This window comes from Nocardioides campestrisoli, from assembly GCF_013624435.2.
Taxonomy (GTDB): domain Bacteria; phylum Actinomycetota; class Actinomycetes; order Propionibacteriales; family Nocardioidaceae; genus Nocardioides; species Nocardioides campestrisoli.
Genome location: NZ_CP061768.1, coordinates 2,994,879 through 3,014,208 on the forward strand (window position 1 = coordinate 2,994,879; position 19,330 = coordinate 3,014,208).

Below are 19,330 nucleotides of genomic sequence, written 5' to 3' on the forward strand. Positions count from 1 at the left end.
ACGGAGTCACCGTGCGGACGGACCCCCGACCAGGAACTGATGTGTGGGTACGGCTGGCTCTGGATGGTGGGGAAACATGAACGGACATCTTCAGTTGGTGAGTTCGCCTCCGGCTGCGCGCCACTCGATCAGACCACGGTTCATGTTGACCGCCTCGAAGCCGTTCTCCCTGAGCAGGTTCGCCGCGCCGGCCGAGCGGAGGCCCCCTGTGCAGAAGGTGATGAGTATGCGGTCGTCCGGCAGTTCGTCGCAGCGATCGAGGAGGTGTTCGAGCGGAAGGTGCACTGCACCTGGAATGTGGGTGCGATTCCACTCGAAGGCACGGCGCACGTCGATGACCACCGCGCCCTCGCTGACTAGCCGCATCGCCTGCTCGGCGGTCACCGACGGCGCGCGGCGGAGGTAGTGCCGAAGGCTCACCGGGTCGTCTCCCGTCGGACCTGAACGAGCGTCAACGGGCCGCTCAGCAGGGGCAGGACGGCGTACGCGCGGGTGCGTGTCGAGAGGCCGCGGCCGAAAAGAGCCGTGACGGCGACTGCGAGGTAGAAGGCGCCGTGGACGGGGCCGAGCATGCTTGCGATCGTGGAGTCGTGAACGGTGGCGAGGTTCACGAGCAGGGCAAGGACGCTGATGAGCTCCAGGAGCGACAGGATGCTCAACGCGCGTAGGAGCGGGCTCACGAGTAGTCCGATCCAGGTCGCACGATCATGAGGACGACCACCGCTGCCCAGAGCAGGTTGAAGATGCCGGCAAGCATCGTCAGCCCGCGCAACTGGGGGTCATCCGGGGCCCACAGCGCGTGCTGCTGACGTGGCACGATCTGGAGGATCAGGAGCGCCCCCGCAACGGCGGTGAGAGCCATCGCGACAACGATCCAGATCTCGGACGCCCGACCTTGAACGATGGCCAGGACCAGTCCCACGACCGGCACGACCAGCGCCACTCTGCCGTAGGTGCGTGTGACCCGGTGGAGCATCTGGGCGGTCTCGACGTTCCGCTCGACCCGGTCACCACGTGACGGCAGAGTCGCCTGAGGGACGTAGCGCGGGAAGAGGCTCGTCGTCACGGCGACGGGTCCGATCAGCAGGATCGCTGCCACGACATGGATGGACAGGAGTATTTTCACCACACCTTCAGCCTACCTGAAGGTTAGGTGAGTCCTGTACCCCTACGCAGAGAGGTGCGCAGGCCGTCGACGAGCTCCGGGTGCAGCGCCGTGAGTTCCTCATCGAGGCGGCTGACGATGACGGCGACCTCGCCGAGGAGCGCCTCGCCTGCGCTGGTGACCGCAAGGCTCGAGGCCGACCCGGCATGCGCGGTGTCGTCACTGACGAGGCCGGCCTCGGCCAGTGAGGCGACGGCCGTGTGCGCGCTCTGCACCGTGATGCGTGAGCGCCGAGCGAGCTCGCTGAACGAGATCCCTGGGGTGCTCCGGATGTGGCCAAGAAGACCGTACTTCCGGGCGGTCAGCGTCAACGGTTTCAACGCATCGTTGAAGGCGGTCTCCCACTGCTTGCCTATCGCGAGCAGCGCGATCGTGGGGCTGAAGGGGGGCGGCGCCGTCATGCCCGAAGCCTAGTCAGCACCGGACCTGGGATTCGGGCGGCGTTCGACGGCTCTCGGCCCACGCGACACTCTTGCCGAACGGAGCGCGGTGATGGCAGCCACGAGCGGACTTCCCGCAAGGTCGGGCCCGGATGAGCGACACCGCTACGCGGCGAAAAGGCGCTCTCCGGTCGTGATCGTGCCGAGGCAGATCTAAGGTCGTGACGTGAGAGAGCTCCCCGTCCTCGATGCGACCGACCAGCGAATCCTCGGCAGCCTGCTGGAGAAGCAGACGACCGTGCCCGCCACCTATCCCCTCTCCGCGAAGGCGCTGGTGTCGGCGTGCAACCAGAGGAACAGCCGCGACCCCGTCACCGACCTCGACCAGCAGACCGTCGAGCGGACCGCGAAGTCGCTCAAGGAACGCGGGCTGCTGCGGATCGTGTGGTCCGACACGGGGCGCCGGACACTGAAGTACCACCAGATCCTCGACGAGCATCTCGCCCTCGAGCCCGACGAGCGAGCGCTGCTGACGGTGCTGCTGCTCCGCGGCCCGCAGGCGCCGGGTGAGCTGCGCACCCGCACCGAGCGGTTGCACGGGTTCGCCGACCGGGGCCAGGTCGAGGAGTGCCTACGACGGATGGCGAGCCGCCCGCAACCGCTGGTGCGCGAGCTCGAGCGCTCGTCCGGCCAGCAGGATCCGCGCTGGATCCACCTCCTGGGCGCCGTGCCGGGGCAGACCTCAGGCGAAACCGACCCCACGGGGAGTGCCGACCCCTCGCGTATCCACGTCACACAGATCATCGCCGACCTCCACGTACCCGACCTCCCCGCCTCCAGGAGCTTCTACAGCGACTACCTCGGACTAGCCGAAGAAGAGTTCAACCTGGGCTGGGTGGCCCGCCACACGTCGCCGGCATCCAGAGCGACGCTCCAGGTGATGACCAGCGATGCCACCGCGCCCGTGGACCCCGTCGTCTCGGTCATGGTCGACGACGTCGAAGCCGCGTACCGCCAAGCACAGGAGCGTGGGTACGAGATCGTGCATCCCCTGACAACCGAGGCATGGGGCGTGACCCGCTTCTTCGTCCGCGCTCCGGATGGCAACGTGCTCAACGTCGTCCAGCAGCACGCAGGCTGAGGGTCTTGGTCATCCGCGGCAAGACCCAGGTGGTCACCGAGATCATGTCTCGAGCGCGTTAGCGGGCGATCGCGACCACGGGCGGAGGAACGGCGTACGGCCGTCAGCGTGTCAACGCCTCGCGCTGCGCAGCCACGATCGCGGCAGCCGCCGCCCGCGCGTCCCGCGCGAGGTACGGGATCCCCAGGAACCCGTGCGGCATCCGGTGGAACTCCTCCACCCGCACCGGGACACCCGCGGCGGCGAGCCGCTCGGCGTACCGCAGGCCGCTGTCGCGCAGGGGATCCCGTCCGGCCAGCACCACCGTCGCGGGCGGGAGCCCGGAGAGGTCCGGGGCAAGGATCGGCGAGAGCCGCCAGTCCTCCGGGTCGGCGCCGTCGTCGACGTAGTGGCCGTGGAAGACCTCCAGGTCCTCGTTGCTCAGCACCACCGCGAGCGTGTTCTCCCTGTAGGAGCGGTCCTCCTTGAGCCGCTCGGTCAGGTCGGTGGCCGGGTAGATCAGCGTCTGGTGCCGGATCGGCGGGCCGCCGGCGTCCCGGGCGAGCAGGGAGGTGACAGCGGTCAGGTTGCCGCCGGCACTGTCGCCCATCACCGCCAGCCGCTCGGGGTCCGCGCCGAGCTCTCGCGCCTGCTCGGAGGTCCACTCCAGCGCCGCCCAGCAGTCCTCGACCGCGGCCGGGAACCGGTGGGTCGGCGCGAGTCGGTAGTCGACCGCCACCACGACGGCCCCCACGCCGGCGCTGACCCGGCCGTGCAGCCAGTCGCCCTGGCGGGCGCTGCCCAGCGAGAACCCCCCGCCGTGGAAGGCGACGACCACGGGCAGCGTCCCGGTGACTCCGCGAGGCCGGTAGATCCGCAGCGGCAGGTCGCCCTGGGGACCGGGCAGCGAGGCGCGCTCCACGTGCACGTTGCGCGGGCGCCGTCCGAGCACCAGGTCCGCTGGCCCGACCTCGGGAAGCGCCAGCTGCTGCAGCCGGGCCAGCGCGGCCTCGTCCATGTGCGCCACCGAGAAGGCCCTCCCCCGGCGCATCACCGCACCCACGAACCGGACCCCGAGCGGCATCCGTGGCTGGTGCGGGGATCGAGGGGCGGCGGGCGGCAGGTTGTCGTCCATGTCCCCATGCTGCCGGGGCCGGACAAGGACGAGGCCGCGTGCCAGGCTCAGGCGAGCAGCTGGTGCCCCAGCCACTCCCCCTCGCCGAAACCGGGCAGGATCGCGAACTCCGCCGACCCGACCGCGGTGGTCCACTCGTTGAGCGCGTCGGCGGCGTCCATCATCTGCTGGATCGGCACGAACTGCCCGGTCAGGTTGCGCTGGAAGCTCTGGAAGATCAGTCCGGTCTCCGACTCGCCCCCGGCACCCACCAGCTCGTAGTTCGCCCCCTTGCGGAAGAGCCGTCGCCCGCCGTTGGTGGACGGGTGCGTACGCCGCGCGTGCGCCTCCTCGGCGATCACCCAGCGACCGTCCTTGCGGGCGGCGAGGTCGACGTCGGAGAGCTCCGTGCCCCCGGTCAGCGGGGCGCCGTCGTCGAGCCGCCGACCCACCGACTCCTCCTGCTCGGCCCGGGTCAGCTCGTCCCAGGTCGGCAGGTCCATCCGGATCCGCCGGACCACCAGGGTGGTGCCCCCGGCCCAAGGACCGCGGTCGATCCACACCGTGGTGTCGAACAGGTCGGTGCCAGGCTTCGGGTTGGCCGAGCCGTCGACCTGGCCGAACAGGTTGCGCCCGGTCTGCGGCCGCCCCTGCTCGTCCCGGCCGCGCCAGGCGCCCTGCTGCCGCCACCGCAGGGTGGCGAAGGGGCGCGCGTCGGCGACCAGCCGGCGTACGGCGTGCCCGACGGTGGTCGCGTCCGCCCCGCAGACCAGGAGCAGCAGGTCGCCGCCGGTCCACTCCTCCTGGAGCCGGTCGTGCTTCATCGCCGGCACCCGGGCGAACCCGTCGGGCGCGGCGATCCCCCACTCCTCCCCGACCAGGCCCGGGCCCAGCCCGACGGTGACGGTGAGGTCGGCGACCGCGGCCAGCCACGGTGCGGTGTCGCCCGGAGTGCCCCGGCCCGCGGCCAGGGACTCCACGTCGCCGGTCCAGACCCGCATCAGCCGCGCCAGCGACTCCCGGTCCCGGCTGCGCTTCAGCTCCGGGCGCAGGTCGAGCGCGACCACCTCGGTGACCGCGGTCGGGTGGGCGGCGACGCCCGGCTGGTGCACGCCGTACGGCGAGACCACCCGCGGCAGCGCCTCGGAACGGGCGGGCTTGGCCGGTGTCTCCTCCAGCGCCTGGGCGCCCACGACCCCGGCGCCGGCACCGGCTGCGGCGCCCGCCACGGCCGTGCCGACGTAGCCCAGCAGGCGACGCCGGCCGAGCGAGGGGTTCACGGCTGCTCGTCCCCCGCGCCGCCCTTGGTGCCGTGCTTGCTGCCGTCCTTCGTCCCGCCCTCGTCGGCGTGGTCGTCGTCGCCGTGGTCGTGGGAGTCGTGGTCGTGGTAGTGCCCGGCCTCCTCGGTGAACTCCTTCACCGGGGCGGTCACGGTGACCTCCGAGCCGTCGGAGAGCTCGAGCACCAGCTCGACCTCGTCGCCGGCGGCCAGCTCGCCGTCGAGCTCCATCAGCATCACGTGGTGGCCGCCGGGCTGCAGCAGCTGTCCGCGGCCGGGCTCGAGGACCAGCTCATCGATCTTGCGCATCCCCATCTCGCCGTCGACCGCGGCCATCTCGTGCAGCTCGGCGCGACCGGCGAACTCCGCGGAGGCACCGGTGAGCGTGACGGCCTCGTCGCCGTCGTTGTCGAGCGTCATGAACGCCGCGGTCATGGTGGCGTCCTCGCTGCCGATGGTGGCCCGGACCCAGGGGTCGGTGACGACCAGGGAGTCGGCAGCCTCGGCGCTGCCCCCCGACTCCGCGGAGTCGGCGGAGTCCTCGCCGCAGGCGACCAGCCCGGTGCCCAGCAGCAGCGCCAGGGCGATGGCCGGGACGGACGAACGGAGACGGGGACGGCGGGTGGTGCAGGTGGGCAGGTGCTTCATCGGGACTTCTCCTCGCGACTGCGGGGTGGACGGGGTGGCGGCCCGACCGGGGACGGCCGGGTGTGCGGGCGTGCCCGCCGACCCCGTCGCTTGCGGGGTCAGGCGGCGAGCGCCAGCGGCGGACCGCGCCGTCGCCGGGAGTCCAGGTGCACCACCTGCGGACCGCACACCTGCGCCGTCTCGGCGGGCAGCGCGGCGCACGCCAGCCGGACGCCCCGGCGTACGGCGTCGGCGACCAGCACCAGTCCGGCGGCGGCGACCGCCACCCGGGCGCGGGCCGAGACGGCGAGCAGGAGGCGCCACAGGGCACCCTCCCCCACGGCGAGGAAGAGACCGAGCGCGACGGCGCCACCCACGTGGGCCAGCAGCATCAGCGGCCCCTGGGCGACCAGGTGGTCGACCTGGTGGCTCAGCCAGCCGGTCGGGGCGCTGAGGCCGGCGCCGTCACCGGTCTGTGCGCCGTACGTCGCGGTGTAGTGGTCGAGCAGGTTGCCGGTGCGCGGGGTCCCGGCCGGGACGGGGGCGATCGGCACGACGACGTCGGCGGCGGATCCGTCCTGGCCGCGGTGGCCGGCGAGCGTGGACAGAAGTCCGTGGGCCAGCGTCTGGCCGGCGACCACCATCGCCACCAGCGGCCCCGCGCTCCGGCGCACGGTCAGCAGCCGGGAGGCGACGAGCACGGCGCCCGCGAGCAGCAGCGCGGTGAGCACCGGGTGCGGCAGCAGGCCGCCGCCGGCGAGGTGGGAGACGGTGCCGGTGGCGAAGACCGCACCGCCGAGCACCGCCGACCTGCCCCAGAGCACCAGGCGGCTCGGGGCCGGCACGAGTGCGGTGGCCTCCACGGGGGTCAGCGTAGCGGCGTCGCCCCGCACGTGAGGCACCGCCGGGAGCGCCGTGCGGGGCATCACACGCACGCCGGCCCCCGGGCGCTCAGGTGCGCTTGAGCACCTCGGTGACCGCGTCCCGGGTCCGGTCGACCAGCGAGGCGATCGGGCCCGCCATCAGGTTCGTGGTCATCGAGCTGCCGACCCACGGGTGCGGGTGGGTCGGGGCCAGGGCGGAGGCCACCTTGGCCGCGGTCGCCATCCGCTGCAGCTGCTGGGGGTCGGTGTCGGCGCGCAGCAGCGGGAACTCCTCGCGCTCCTCGGCGTCGGCGTGCGCGAGGACGGCCTGCTCCAGGGCGGCCAGCCCCGGCGCGAATCCGGGGTCGTCGACCGCCATCCCGTCGAGCTGGGCGAGCAGCTTCTTGGACTCGGTCTCCTCCTCCAGCCGGGCATCGACCACGTCGTTGCCGCCCTCGGACATCCGCACCCACGGGTGGGTGATCAGCTCCTCGGCGGTCTCGTGCACGGCCAGCAGCCGACGGAGCCGCTCGAAGTTGTCCTGCTGCTCGGTCCCGCTGGTGGTACGCACGGCAGCGAACAGCGCGCGGATCTGCTGGTGCTGCTCCTCCAGCAGGCTGACGACGTCCGGAGCATCGGCGGTGGTGGCCACGGCGGGGTCCTCTCTCGCGGGTGGGATCGCGTCCGCGCCGTACCCATCGCCGAAGGCCACTACGCGGTCTGTGACCAGGGCCACGGGGGGCCGCTCGGCTCAGGCGGACGAGGCGACGGCGGCCAGCGCGTGCAGCTCGCCCTGGTACGCCGCGTACCGCTCCCGCGCCCGCGCAGCCGGCCAGTCGGGCGGCAGCAGCTCGTCGGGGAGCAGCGGGTCCTCGGCCAGCAGCCGGACCAGGCGCGCGGCGACGGCCAGCCGGTGCGCCGGCTCGGCGGTCGCCTCCAGCAGAGCGAGCGTCGCGCGGGTCGCCACGGACCAGCCCTCCAGGTCCCACAGCCGCGCCGCGAGCGCGACCGGGTCGTCGGCGGGAGTGGCCCGGAACTCCTCGAGCCGCTCGACCTCGGAGGTGGGCGCGGGGCGGGCCAGGTTGGCCGGCCGGGTCCACACCCCCTCGCGCAGCTCGGCCAGCCGGGCTGCGGCGAGCAGCGTCCGGGTCGCCGCCCGGGCCTTGCTGGTGCGGCCGGTCGCGGTGACCACCACCAGCTCCCAGCTGCCGTCCCAGGCGCGCACGGAGTCCCGTTCCTCCTGGTGGCGTCGGCGGGTCAGCAGCCGCTCGCCCAGCCGGTACGTCGTCCCCTCGCGGCGCAGCTCGCCAGCACCGACCGCCCGGCTCAACGCCACCCGCGCGGTCGGCTCGCCGATCCCCAGGTGGGCGGCGACCGCGACCAGCTGCGCGGCGCTGAGCCCCTCGGCGGGTGCGCCCAGCAGCAGGCTGAGCAGCGCCGAGCGCGCGGAGAGCGGCTTCGGCAGGTCCTCGCTCACGCCGTCCCCTCCCCTCGGTCCTCTGCGCCGGAACCTCTGGTCACGACCTTACAAAAGAACTTACACTCGACCGCAGAAGCGTAATGCGAGGGACCCGGAGGAACGAGATGGCAGCCACGCACGAGGTCACCAACCAGGTGCCGCCCCTGGAGGGGCACGACACCAGCGCGGACCCGGCCCTGCGCGAGGGCGTCGAACGCGAGGGCGCCGGCTGGGCCCTCCCGGAGATCAGCGCGCTGGGGCGCCTGGCCGGCACCGCCGAGGCCCAGGAGCTGGGCCGGCTCGCGGAGCGCCACTCCCCCGTCCTGCACACCCACGACCGGTACGGCCGCCGGGTCGACGAGGTGGTCTACGACCCCAGCTACCACCAGCTGATGCGCACCGCGGTGGAGCACGGCCTGCACGCCGCCCCCTGGGGCGACGACCGGCCGGGCGCGCACGTGGCCCGGGCCGCGAAGTTCGCGGTGTGGAACGTGGATGCGGGCCACGGCTGCCCGATCTCGATGACCTACGCCGTGGTGCCCGCGCTGCGCGAGAGCCCGCAGCTGGCCGCGACGTTCGAGCCGCTGCTGACCACCCGGACCTACGACCCTGTGCTGCGCGACCCCGCCACCAAGGGCGGGCTGATCGCCGGCATGTCGATGACCGAGAAGCAGGGCGGCTCCGACGTCCGGGCCAACACCACGACCGCCACCCCGCAGGCCGACGGCACGCACCGACTGGTCGGCCACAAGTGGTTCACCAGCGCCCCGATGTCCGACTTCTTCCTCACCCTGGCCCAGGCGCCGGGCGGCCTCTCCTGCTTCCTGGTGCCGCGGGTGCTGCCCGGCGGCGAGCCCAACGCGATGAGGCTGATGCGGCTCAAGGACAAGCTGGGCAACCGCTCCAACGCCTCCTCGGAGATCGAGTACGACGACGCGGTCGGCTGGCTCGTCGGCGAGGAGGGACGGGGCGTGCGCACCATCGTGGAGATGGTCAACATGACCCGGCTCGACTGCGTGATCGGCTCGGGGACGGCGATGCGCAACGCGCTGGTCCGCGCCACCCACCACGCCCGGCACCGCTCGGCGTTCGGCCGCTCCCTGCTGGAGCAGCCGCTGATGCGCAACGTGCTCGCCGACCTGGCGGTGGAGTCCGAGGCCGCGACCACCGTGATGACCCGGCTCGCCGGGGCCACCGACCGGGCGGTGCGCGGCGACGAGGGCGAGGCGGCCCTGCGTCGGCTGGGACTGGCGGTGACGAAGTACCTGGTGTGCAAGCGCGCACCGATGGCGGTCGGCGAGGCGCTGGAGTGCCTGGGCGGCAACGGCTACATCGAGGACTTCGACCTGGCCCGGCTCTACCGGGAGGCGCCGCTGCTCTCGATCTGGGAGGGCTCGGGCAACGTCGCGGCGCTGGACGCCCTGCGGGCGATGGCCCGGGAGCCGCACACCGTCGAGGCGTACTTCGCCGAGGTCGAGCAGGCAGCCGGGGTCGACTCCCGGTACGACGACGCGCTGGGCCGCTTGAAGAAGGAGCTCTCCTCCCCCGACGACCTCGAGCTGCGCGCCCGCCGAGTGGTCGAGCAGCTCGCGCTGGTCCTGCAGGGCTCGCTGCTGCTGCGGCACGCGCCGACGGCCGTGGCGGACGCCTTCTGTGCCAGCCGGCTGGACCGCGACTGGGGACACGCCTTCGGCACCCTGCCCCCCGGGCTGGACCTGGACGCCGTCCTGGCCCGGGCCATGCCTGCGTGAGACGCCCGAACGACCCGAACGTGACCTTTCCCCAGGCACCGGCGTTGAGCCTGGTGGGTCGAAGGTCGCACCATCGCCGGGACCCCGGTCATCTGCAGATCGGGGTCTCGGCTCGGGCGGCCTCGGCGCGTGGCGTCTCGGTCGCGCGCGGGCCGGGGAGCGTGGGGCCCCGGCGCGTGCCGGCCGGGGCGCGCGCCTGCCGAGCGGCCGCCTCGTAGGTGTGTGGCCCGAGGGTGTGTGACCCGAGGGTGCGTGGCCCGAGCGCGGTCAGTCCGCCGCGCGGTCGGCGTCGAGCCGAGCCAGCTCGTCCGGGGTGAGTTCCAGGTCAGCTGCCGCCGCGGAGTCGCGGATCGACTCGGGTCGCTTCGCCCCGGGGATCGGGATCACGCACGGCGACTGGGCCAGCTCCCAGGCGAGCGCCACCTGCTGCGCGGAGACGCCGCGCTCCTTCGCCACGTCGGCGAAGGCGGGGTGCTTGGCCGCCAGCTCCTTGGCGTCGCTCAGACCACCGAGCGGGCTCCAGGGCAGGAACGCCAGCCCCAGCTCGGCGCAGACGTCGATCTCGGGCCGGCTGGACCGGAAGGCCGGGCTGAACTGGTTCTGCACGCTGACCAGCGCGTCGCCCAGCACGGCGTACGCCGCGCGGATCTGCTCCGGGTCGGCGTTGGAGAGCCCGACGTGGGCGACCTTCCCGCTGTCGGCGATCTCCTTGAGCGTGCCGATCACCTCGTCGTAGGGCACCTTGGGGTCGGGGCGGTGGTGCTGCCACAGGGCGATCTGCTCGACCCCGAGCCGGCTCAGGCTGGCGTCGACGGCGGCGCGCAGGTGCTCGGGGCTGCTGTCCACCTCCCAGGCACCGCCCTCGGCGCGGACGTGACCACCCTTGGTGGCCAGCACGAACCGGTCGCGCACGCCGAGCTCGTCGAGCAGGCTGGCGACCAGGGTCTCGTTGGCCCCCTGGGCGTCCGCCCCCGCCTCGCTCGGCCCGTAGGCGTCGGCGGTGTCGAGCAGCGTGACGCCGCTCTCGAGCGCCGCGCGCAGGGTGTCGAGCAGCTGCTGACGCGGCTGCTCGCCGCTCTGCGTGAAGGTCATCAGGCCGAGTCCGATGGCGCCGACCTGCCGGGGGCCGAGGGTGCGTGTGTGCATGGCCTCGACCCTACGCACCGACCGAAGAACGACCACGCGCAGAATGATCCTTCCCCCCACGTAGTTGCAAGAGGAGTCGACGTGACCTACTGGCGCCGGACCGGAGCGCACACCTTCGAGCCCACCGCGTACGTCGGCGGCTCGTGGGACCCCGCCACCCAGCACGTCGCCTCGTCCCTGGGCGTGCTCGCCCACGAGGTCGTGCGGGACCGGGACGCGCGCCGCTCGGACGGCCTGGCGGTCAGCCGGCTCTCCTACGACATCCTCGGCACGATGCCGATCGCGCCGATGGAGGTCGAGGTCCGGGTGCTGCGGCCCGGCCGCACCATCGAGCTGGTGGAGGCGACCGCCTCGTGCGGCGGCCGCGTCGGCGTGGTGCTGCGTGCCTGGCTCACCGCCCCGCACGAGACCGGTCACGTCGCCGGCACCGACCTGCCGAGCATGCCGGCGCCGGACGAGATGGAGCCCTGGCCGATGAGCGACCTGTGGCCCGGGGAGTTCATCGCCACCCTCGAGCTGCGGCGCAAGGACATGGGACCGGGCCGGTCCGCGGCGTGGCTGCGCACCGACCACACGCTGGTCCCCGACGAGGAGGTGAGCCCGCTGGCGCAGTTCGCCACGCTGCTCGACGTGAGCAACGGCGTCGCCGTGCGCACCGACCCCCGGCACTTCGCCTTCCCCAACCTGGACCTCACCGCGCACCTGTTCCGCGAGCCCGTGCCCGGCTGGGTCGGGCTGGACACCACCGTCTCCTTCGGCGCGAACGGCGTGGGCCTGACCTGCACCGTGCTGCACGACGAGCAGGGTCCGCTCGGGACCGTCGCGCAGACGCTCACGGTGCGCCAGCAGACCGGCTGACCCGCCGCCGACCCAGCTCGAGGACGGCGACGGGACACCTCTCACCAGGTCGGCTGGTCGGGGGGCAGACCCTGGCCGGGAGCTGACTTGTCCTGCTCGGACGCCCGTCGCCGGGCCGCGCCGGCCGTACGCTCCTCGAGCTCGTCGGCCTTCGACTCGGGTGAGGGCTCCTCACCCGGCGGCGCCGGACGCGGTGCGTCTGACAGCTTCCCCTGCAGACGCTCGGTCGCCTCCTGGAGCTGCTCGGCCTCCGAGGCTCCACCCTCCTCGGTGGGCTCCCCGTCCTGCTCGCCCTGCTCGCCCTCGGTGTCCCCTTCGTCGGCGTCCGGCTCCCCCGCCTCGGACGACCCTTCCGCGTCCTCAGGGTCCTCGCTCTCCGAGCCGTCCTGGTTCGAGTCGTCCTGGTCCGAGCCGTCCTGGGGCTGGGAGGACGACGAGCTGTCGTCCGTCTCCTCCTCCGCGTCCGCCTCGCCCGGGTCCTCCTCGCCGTCGGCCGAGCATCCCCGAGCCTCGGCCAGGAGCTGCTGCGCCTGGGCCCACCGCGCCTTCGCGCCCACAGCGTCGGCGGCCTCGCCCAGCTCGTCGCCCAGGACCTCCAGGGCCAGCGCCTCGTTGAGCACCACCCGGCACAGGGAGTGCTCCGGGACGTGCGCGCGGGCGCGGGCGAAGAGCTCGGCGGACTCCAGCCACCGACGCTGGGAGAAGACCGCGACGCCCAGGTCGTACGGCGCCTTCCACCGCTCGACGACGTCGATGCGGTCGGCCACGCCGAACCAGCGTTCGGCCGCCGCGTGATCACCCTGACGCCAGGCCCGGTCCCCCAGCACCACGCTCGTGGCAAGGACCGCCAGGTAGGTCGCGACCGTGGCCAGCAAGGTGATCGCTGCGAGACCGGCGCGGCGCGCACCTCGGCGCGACCTGTCTCCCACCGGGTCGCGCAGGCCCTGGCGGGGACGCGCCCCGGGGCTCGACGCGGACGGTCGTGCCTTCCTCACAGCTCCTCCTTCGCGGCTCTCCAACGCCTCACCGCCAGCAGCAGGTGCACCAGCAGCAACGGGGCCAGCCCGAGCGCGACGATCCAGTAGTACTCGGCCCCGGGCACGATCTCGCGCGCCGTGGCGGCGAGAGGTCGGACGGTCACCGGCAGGTCTCCACCCCGTGTGCGGTGCACGAAGGAACCCTGCAGCTCGTCCGCGATCCCGCGCAGGGATGCCTCGTCGAGGAAGGAGCGCTGCTCCACCCCGTCCCGGGTCACCCGTGCTGTGTCGCCCGGAGCCACCGGCATCACCCCGCCGGCCGCGGTCCCGAATCCCAGCACCCACGCCTCGTCGACCAGCTCGGCCAACGGCGCGAAGGACGCCCTTGCCTCCGTCTGGGTCTGCTCGCCGTCCCCGGCGTACACGAGCACCCTGACGTTGTCGGGGCGCTCGGCGGCGATCCGTGTCAACGTCTGGCGCGCCAGGTCCACCCCGACGGAGACGTCCGAGCCCGTCGCCTTCGCGGACGGCCGCCAGCCCACGGTGCCCAGCGTCGTCACGACGCTCCTGACGTCGGTGGTCGCCGGTACGAGGAGACGCGCGGTGTCGTCGAACACGATCACCGAGACGTGGGCTCCCGCGGCTCCCGCGACGACCTCGACCAGGTCCTCGCTGGCCCCGTCCATGCGCGACCTCCCGCCGGCGTGGTCGAGGGCTCCCATCGAGGCGGTCCGGTCCAGCATCAGCACCAGGTCGACCGCCTGGACCGGCGGGACGTCCCGCTCCTGCTCACCAGCGGGCCTCAGCGCGACGAGCACCAGTCCCACGGCGACGACCACCCGCAGCACGGCGGTCAGCCTGATCTCCGCCGTCGACGCCCGCCAGCGGGACGCCGCCCTCAGCAGCAGGACCACCGTGGCGACCGCCGCCACCGCCACCAGCCACCACTGCGGCTGCCACGTCATCGCCGCCTCCGCTCTGCCGCCGTCGCCATCGCGAGCCCCAGCAGGGTCGCCAGGACACCGGGGGCAGTGACGTCGAAGCTGCGCTCCTGTGCCGTGGCGAGCAGCGCGGACCGCTCCTGGGCGGCGACGGCGCGCGAGATGACCGCGGTGTTCGTCGGCTCCCCGGGCGTCAGCAGCAGCACGTCGCCGTGGGTGCGCGAGGCCTGTCCCCGCAGCTCGGCGACCGCGTGTGCCTGCGTGCCCCGGGGCATGACGCCGAAGACCATCACGTGGCGCTCCAGCGCCAGCCCCGCAGCCTCCTGGAGCGTGTAGATGGAGTCACCGGAGAGCAGGTTGTCGGTCGCGAGGACGAGCGTGCGTGCCCGCTGCTCGTCCGGCCGGTCGAAGTGCTGGACGCAGCTCGCCAGCCCGTCCCCGACGAGGGAGGACCCGGAGGAGGGCGCCGTGGTCCCGGCCACGGGCTCCTCGCCGAGCAGCTCCGCACGCGCGGCCGCGAGCCGTACGGCGATCTCGTCGTGATCATCGGTCAGGGCGAACCCGGTGACGGCGTTCGCGTCGAACATCACGAAGCCGATCCGCTCCTCGGTCAGCTCGTCGACCAGCGCGAGGTAGGTGTCCAGCACGTCCTCCACGACGGGCACCATGGAGCCCGAGACGTCCATGCACAGCACCACGTCGCGCTGGCGCACGACCTCGGAGTCGTCGGTGACCATCACGAAGCGCGAGCCGAGGAGGGCCAGTCCCGCGAGTGCGAGGGACACGCCTGCTACGGCGATCCCCCGCTGCCGGGCCTCACGCCGTACGACGTCCCTCCAGGAAGGCAGGTGCCGCAGCCGCTCCGACGCAGCCACCAGCACCCCCCTGTCCACCGGCCTGGCGCGGGCCACGGCCCACGCCGCGACGGCCACGAGCACACCCGCCGCCAGGACGACAGCCCCTACCCACCAGTGGATCAACGCCATGACGTCACCACGTCCACGGCTCGGCCGCCCAGCGCCTCGAGGGCCACGTCGCCGCCCTCGGGGCGGAACACGACGTCGCCGATGTCGCCCAGCAGAGCGACGGCGGGGGCCAACCGGGGATCCCGGTCGACGGCGAGCACCCACTCGGCGCGGGTCGTGTAGTCGAGGTCGGTCGTGGACACGGTGCCGAGGAACCTCCGCACCTCGGCACCCAGGCGGGCGACGACGGCCCGCCGGCTCTCGGCGTCGAGATCCGCGCCGGCCTCCAGGAGCTCGCGGAGACGGGACAGGGTGGCAGCGCGCAGCGCCTCGACGTCCACGCCGGACGGCTCGTCCGGCTGGGCCAGGAACCGGCGGAGCAGCAGGACGACGACCACGGCGGCCAGGAGGCAGACCACGACGACGCCCCACCATGCGCCGTCGTACAGGACGGGCGGATTGACCCGCTCGAGATCAGCGGACACGACGCCTCCGTTCCATCAGCGACAACAGGTCCGGCACCGCGTCCTCCAGACGCGCCAGATGGACGTGAGCCACCCCGAGGCGTCGTAGCGCGGCGTCCCGTCGCTCGTGACGGGCCTCGTCGGCGGCCGCCAGCTCCTTGCCCAGACGGGGGTCCAGGGCGAGGAAGGCGGGGACGCTCCGCCCCGAGCCGACGTCTGCGGCAGGGACACCGTGGCGCAGGGGCCCCATCGGGTCGACGTCGGCGACCGTGAGCACCACCAGCTCGTGCTGGGCCGCGAGGCGCACCAGACGACGCTCCACCGCCGACTCCAGCTCGAGGTCACCCAGGACCAGCACCATCAGGGTGCGGCGGCGCAGCGCACGGATGGCATGGTCCAGCAGCTCGAGCGTCCGTTGCCCGGGGGAATCAGGTCCGCAGCCCTGCACCACCGACTCCAGCATCCGCTCCAGGTCGACCTCGCGGGTGCTGGGGCGCGTCGCCACCGGCCCCTCGGCGCCGCTGTGGACCAGGCCCACGTGGTCCCCGGCACGCATCGCGACCCAGCCGAGGAGGCCGGCGGCCGTCACGGCGACGTCCCGTTTCAGGTCGGTCGTCGACGGGTCCCAGTGGGACGCGGCCGCGAGCTCACGACCGGTGTCGACGACCAGCATCACCACGGCTCTGCGCTCTGCCACGTGCCGCTTGACGAGCAGGTCCCCGTGCCGCGCGGACGCCTTCCAGTCGATGTCTGCCACGTCGTCGCCCACGACGTAGCCCCGGAGGTCGGAGAAGTCGAGACTGCGTGCGTGCATCGTGGAGGCGTGCCGCCCGTCGAGCAGCGTGCGGACCCGACGCCGGGCCACCAGCTCGGCCCGGGTCCGGATGCGGGTCAGGAGTGCCATCGACTCAGGGAGTGGGCACGGCCGCGAACACGGCGTCGACGACGACGTCGGGACTCACCCGGGCCGCCACGGCTTCGAAGGTGAGCATCAGGCGGTGGCGCAGGACCTGGTGGCGCATCGCGACCACGTCCTCGGGCAGCACGTGGTCGCGGCCGGCCAGCACGGCCATCCCCCGGGCGACCTGGAGGAAGGCGATCGCCCCTCGCGGGCTCACGCCGTGCTCGACGTAGCGGGCCACGTCCGCGGGCAGGTACGCGTCCGGGTTGCGGGTCACGTTGACGATCTCGACGATGTAGCGCAGCACCGACTCGTCCACGTGGACCCGGTCGGCCACCGACTGGAGGAAGACGACGTCGTCCAAGGAGGCCACCGGCTCCACGCTGGTGTCGCGCAGCTCCCCGTCGGCGACGCGGCGCAGCATCGTGGCCTCCTCCAACGGGGTCGGGTGGTCGAGCACCTCCTTGAGCAGGAACCGGTCCATCTGGGCCTGCGGGAGGACGTAGGTGCCCTCCTCGTCGATCGGGTTCTGGGTCGCGAGCACCAGGAACGGGTCGGGCAGCCGGTGGGTCTCGCCCCCGATCGTGGTCTGACGCTCCTGCATCGCCTCCAACATCGCCGACTGGGTCTTGGCCGAGGACCTGTTGATCTCGTCGAGCAGCACGAAGTGCGCGTGGACCGGGCCCAGCCGGGTCGAGAACGTCGCGGTCCGGGGGTCGTAGACCTGCGTCCCGATGATGTCCGAGGGCAGGAGGTCGGGGGTGCACTGGACCCGGGAGAAGCTCGCCGCGACCGACGACGAGAGCACGGAGGCGGACAGCGTCTTGGCCAGGCCCGGCACCGACTCCATCAGCACGTGCCCCCGCGCCATCAGCGTCACCAGCAGGCTGCGGAGCAGGGCGTGCTGACCCACCACCTTGCTGGCGAACGCCCTCTCGACGGCTTCGGCGATCTCCCGGGCCCGCTTGATCTCGTGGTCGTCCAGTCGTGTCATGTCTTCTCCTGCTCGGTGGGCCCGGAGACCCAGAGTCGTGCGATTCGGGAACTGTCCTCGCGCCGGCGGACCGCGGCGGCGAGGTGGTGGTCGGCCAGCGACCCGTGCGCGCTCGGCACACGGGCGGACGGCCCGCGCAGCAGACGCAGCAGGGGCAGCCCCAGGACGGCGACGAGGAGTGCGGTGGTGAGGCCCCGCACCGCGTCGTAGGCCAGTGAGGTCTCCACCGTGTAGGACCACAGGCGGGCCAGCACCTCGCCGGGCGGCAGCCCCGGAGCGAAGTGCTCGGTGGTGGTCCCGGTCTCCTGGGCCCAGCCGACGAGGTTGAGCAACGCGCCCGAGAGCACGCCGACCCCGACCGCCGCCGGGATCGCCACCACCCAGGCCGCCACGGTCGGGACTCGGCGCAGGGCGGCCCCCAGAGCACCGACCACCGCCCACACCACGCACTGCGCCGGGAGCGTCTCGGCCGGGGTGGCGACCAGCATCGTCGACGCCAGAGCCGCAGAGGCCCCCGTCAGCACCCCGGCAGCCAGCCCCAGACCCGCGCCGGCCAGCAACGGCAGGGCGTGCACCACCTCGACGCCGGCGGTGCCCGGGGTCAGGACCGCGCGCAGGAGGCAGTCGGCCACCACCAGGCAGGCCACGGCCCGCAGGAGCTCCGAGCGGCGACCTGCCTCGCGCCACACGGTGCCCAGCAGCAGGACCAGCCCGGCTGCCTGGGCAGCCAGCACCCAGGGCGCCTCGACGCGGACCTGCTCACGGTCCGGCACACCGACGGAGTCCCACACCGGCCAGCCGAGCCAGGCCAGCCCGCCGACCAGCCACAGCGTGGCCACCAGCGCGGACCAGCGTCCTGGGGCGGCCACCGTCGACCAGCCCGTCATCGCGTCTCCTGCCGGACGTCGCGCACCCGCAGCGCCCGCGCACCCGCACGACGCAGGGCAGGCTGGTGGGGCAGGTGGTCGGCCACCAGGACCGGAGGGCCGAGCACGGCCGGGGCCTCGTGCCCGTCGGCCGCGCCCGGGAGGACCAGCAGCCGGTGACAGGCGCGCACCAGGAACTCCGCGTCGTGCGACACCAGGAGGGTCGCCGTCTCCGACTCGTCGTCGTGGAGTGCGGCCGCCAGCGTCCGCCGTCCTGCGGCATCCAGCCCGACCTCGGGTCGGTCGAGCACCTCGGTCCGCGTGGACGCCGCGTTCAGGGCCCACTGGGCTGCTCGGCGCTCGCCGGCGCTGTGCTGCGCCAGGGTCCGAGCCGGATCGACCGGCGCCACCCGGGCGGCAGCGGCCACGGCCACGTCGGCGTCACCCCCGCGCGCCCGGCACCACGCCCTGGCGAGTCGCCCCAGGGGGACGTGGCCGGGCCAGACCAGCGGTGGCCGAGGGCGAGCCTCAGCGTCGATCGTCGCCGCGAGCCGCCGCGCCACGGAGAGGGCTCGAGCGTGGTCGCCGTCCCGAGGCACGACGCCGAGAGTCTCCCCGACCAGCACGTCGACGTCCCCGTCGACGCCGGCGCGCCCCGGGGGCACCCGCACGACCGCCGTCGCCTGCCGTTCGGACCGGGTCTGCGCCCTCGGCACCGCGGTCTGCACGAGGGGGTGCCGGCCCAGCCGCTCGAGGTCCCACCAGTCGGCACGTGGGAGGCCGAGAGCCCGCGCAAGTGCCGCCTCCGGGGGGAGCGGAAGGGTCCGCGGGCTCCACGCCGCGCTCGGCTGCACGAGTGCCTGGCCGTCACCCAGCAGCTCCACGACCTGGTCGGCCACGGGTACGGCGGTCGCCAGGTCGTGCTCGACCCAGCAGACGTCGACCCCGAGGTCGGCGCAGTGTCGCAGCGCCCGTGCGAGTGCACCGCGCAGGTCGGGGCCCAGGTGGGCCAGCGGCTGGTCGAGGACCAGGAGGACCCGCTGGGCGCGGGTGTGGGACCGGTGCGTCTGCAGGATCCCGCGCACGGCGGGAACGGCAGAGCAGACCGCCGGGTCGAGCTCGCGCAGCGACGTCCGCAGGTCGTGGCAGCCGGTCACGTCCGCCCAGAGCTCCGCGGTCACGTGGCCCTCTCCCCCGAGGGCCTCCGCGACGGTCATCTCCAGCGGTGGGTCGAGCCGGAACGCGCCGACGTGGTGCACCGTCACCTCGTCGGCCGACCAGGAGCCGTGGACCAGCGCACCCCTCGGGAGGGTCCCGCCCAGGGCTGAGGCGAGGAGGGAGCCGCCCGTGCCGCTGCGCCCCGCGACGACCGTCAGCCCCTGCACGTCGAAGGAGAACGGCCCGGCAGCGATCCCGCGACCCGGGAGCCACACGGCCAGCTCGTTGATCGAGACGCTCAC

22 protein-coding genes are annotated in these 19,330 nt (G+C 73.5%); 3 read left to right on the top strand and 19 right to left on the bottom strand.

All coding sequences use genetic code 11. The features are described 5' to 3' along the window. Window positions 1-90 precede the first annotated feature (90 nt). The 4 genes from H8838_RS14030 to H8838_RS14045 are packed head-to-tail and all read right to left on the bottom strand — an operon-like array spanning window position 91 to window position 1,566. Window positions 91-420 (bottom strand): rhodanese-like domain-containing protein, encoded by a 330-nt coding sequence (locus H8838_RS14030; protein WP_185995698.1) that lies wholly within the window; start codon window positions 418-420, stop codon window positions 91-93. Next, entirely contained in the window at window positions 417-659 is a 243-nt protein-coding gene (locus H8838_RS14035; RefSeq protein ID WP_224766143.1) for a hypothetical protein, read from the bottom strand. The genes H8838_RS14030 and H8838_RS14035 overlap by 4 nt, the downstream gene beginning before the upstream one ends. 17 nt (window positions 660-676) lie before the next feature. Then, window positions 677-1,099, bottom strand: coding sequence for a hypothetical protein (locus H8838_RS14040; protein WP_224766144.1), 423 nt, complete (start codon window positions 1,097-1,099; stop codon window positions 677-679). Window positions 1,100-1,149: 50 nt separating this feature from the next. Next, complete coding sequence (locus H8838_RS14045; protein WP_185995697.1) at window positions 1,150-1,566, bottom strand: MarR family winged helix-turn-helix transcriptional regulator; 417 nt, start codon at window positions 1,564-1,566, stop codon at window positions 1,150-1,152. A 205-nt stretch (window positions 1,567-1,771) separates the two neighbouring features. On the opposite strand from H8838_RS14045, the gene H8838_RS20025 reads away from it, so the two are divergent. Next, complete coding sequence (locus H8838_RS20025; RefSeq protein ID WP_224766145.1) at window positions 1,772-2,686, top strand: DUF480 domain-containing protein; 915 nt, start codon at window positions 1,772-1,774, stop codon at window positions 2,684-2,686. Between the two features lie 103 nt (window positions 2,687-2,789). Here the strand turns inward: H8838_RS20025 and H8838_RS14060 are convergent, their stop codons facing one another. From H8838_RS14060 to H8838_RS14085, 6 genes are all read right to left on the bottom strand, one after another. After that, on the bottom strand, window positions 2,790-3,800 hold the full coding sequence (locus H8838_RS14060; protein WP_185995696.1) for an alpha/beta hydrolase: 1,011 nt from the start codon (window positions 3,798-3,800) through the stop codon (window positions 2,790-2,792). A gap of 47 nt (window positions 3,801-3,847) precedes the next feature. Continuing rightward, complete coding sequence (locus H8838_RS14065; RefSeq protein ID WP_185995695.1) at window positions 3,848-5,059, bottom strand: Dyp-type peroxidase; 1,212 nt, start codon at window positions 5,057-5,059, stop codon at window positions 3,848-3,850. Further along, window positions 5,056-5,706 (bottom strand): copper chaperone PCu(A)C, encoded by a 651-nt coding sequence (locus H8838_RS14070; RefSeq protein ID WP_185995694.1) that lies wholly within the window; start codon window positions 5,704-5,706, stop codon window positions 5,056-5,058. The genes H8838_RS14065 and H8838_RS14070 overlap by 4 nt, the downstream gene beginning before the upstream one ends. Before the next feature lie 98 nt (window positions 5,707-5,804). Continuing rightward, window positions 5,805-6,548 (bottom strand): hypothetical protein, encoded by a 744-nt coding sequence (locus tag H8838_RS14075; RefSeq protein ID WP_185995693.1) that lies wholly within the window; start codon window positions 6,546-6,548, stop codon window positions 5,805-5,807. 88 nt (window positions 6,549-6,636) lie between these two features. Next, window positions 6,637-7,200: a hemerythrin domain-containing protein gene (locus H8838_RS14080; RefSeq protein ID WP_185995692.1), complete on the bottom strand. Its 564-nt coding sequence runs from the start codon at window positions 7,198-7,200 to the stop codon at window positions 6,637-6,639. Between the two features lie 99 nt (window positions 7,201-7,299). Continuing rightward, the gene (locus H8838_RS14085) at window positions 7,300-8,025 is read right to left on the bottom strand and encodes a PaaX family transcriptional regulator C-terminal domain-containing protein (RefSeq protein WP_181312277.1); all 726 of its coding nucleotides are present in this window, start codon (window positions 8,023-8,025) and stop codon (window positions 7,300-7,302) included. Between the two features lie 107 nt (window positions 8,026-8,132). Between H8838_RS14085 and H8838_RS14090 the strand changes: the two genes are divergently transcribed. Further along, window positions 8,133-9,758, top strand: coding sequence for an acyl-CoA dehydrogenase family protein (locus H8838_RS14090; protein ID WP_185995691.1), 1,626 nt, complete (start codon window positions 8,133-8,135; stop codon window positions 9,756-9,758). Between the two features lie 267 nt (window positions 9,759-10,025). Here H8838_RS14090 and H8838_RS14095 read toward each other — a convergent pair whose 3' ends face one another. Next, window positions 10,026-10,904, bottom strand: a complete 879-nt coding sequence (locus H8838_RS14095; RefSeq protein ID WP_185995690.1) for an aldo/keto reductase — start codon at window positions 10,902-10,904, stop codon at window positions 10,026-10,028. 81 nt (window positions 10,905-10,985) lie between these two features. On the opposite strand from H8838_RS14095, the gene H8838_RS14100 reads away from it, so the two are divergent. After that, a complete protein-coding gene (locus tag H8838_RS14100) occupies window positions 10,986-11,762 on the top strand; it encodes a thioesterase family protein (protein ID WP_185995689.1) in 777 nt (258 codons plus the stop codon). 41 nt (window positions 11,763-11,803) lie between these two features. On the opposite strand, the gene H8838_RS14105 is transcribed toward H8838_RS14100, so the two are convergent. The 8 genes from H8838_RS14105 to H8838_RS14140 form a co-directional block, all read right to left on the bottom strand. Next, complete coding sequence (locus H8838_RS14105; RefSeq protein WP_185995688.1) at window positions 11,804-12,757, bottom strand: hypothetical protein; 954 nt, start codon at window positions 12,755-12,757, stop codon at window positions 11,804-11,806. Next, window positions 12,754-13,704, bottom strand: coding sequence for a VWA domain-containing protein (locus H8838_RS14110; protein WP_185995687.1), 951 nt, complete (start codon window positions 13,702-13,704; stop codon window positions 12,754-12,756). Before H8838_RS14110 ends, H8838_RS14105 begins: the two co-directional genes overlap by 4 nt. Then, window positions 13,701-14,465 carry a vWA domain-containing protein gene (locus H8838_RS14115; RefSeq protein ID WP_185995686.1) on the bottom strand — a complete coding sequence of 255 codons (765 nt, stop codon included), beginning with the start codon at window positions 14,463-14,465 and terminating at the stop codon, window positions 13,701-13,703. Before H8838_RS14115 ends, H8838_RS14110 begins: the two co-directional genes overlap by 4 nt. A 191-nt stretch (window positions 14,466-14,656) precedes the next feature. Continuing rightward, window positions 14,657-15,130: a hypothetical protein gene (locus H8838_RS14120; protein WP_185995685.1), complete on the bottom strand. Its 474-nt coding sequence runs from the start codon at window positions 15,128-15,130 to the stop codon at window positions 14,657-14,659. Next, entirely contained in the window at window positions 15,120-16,013 is an 894-nt protein-coding gene (locus H8838_RS14125) for a DUF58 domain-containing protein (RefSeq protein ID WP_185995684.1), read from the bottom strand. The genes H8838_RS14120 and H8838_RS14125 overlap by 11 nt, the downstream gene beginning before the upstream one ends. A 4-nt stretch (window positions 16,014-16,017) precedes the next feature. Further along, window positions 16,018-17,004, bottom strand: a complete 987-nt coding sequence (locus H8838_RS14130; RefSeq protein ID WP_185995683.1) for an AAA family ATPase — start codon at window positions 17,002-17,004, stop codon at window positions 16,018-16,020. Beyond that, a complete protein-coding gene (locus H8838_RS14135; protein WP_181312267.1) occupies window positions 17,001-17,891 on the bottom strand; it encodes a hypothetical protein in 891 nt (296 codons plus the stop codon). Before H8838_RS14135 ends, H8838_RS14130 begins: the two co-directional genes overlap by 4 nt. Continuing rightward, window positions 17,888-19,330, bottom strand: a complete 1,443-nt coding sequence (locus H8838_RS14140; RefSeq protein WP_185995682.1) for an ABC transporter ATP-binding protein — start codon at window positions 19,328-19,330, stop codon at window positions 17,888-17,890. Before H8838_RS14140 ends, H8838_RS14135 begins: the two co-directional genes overlap by 4 nt.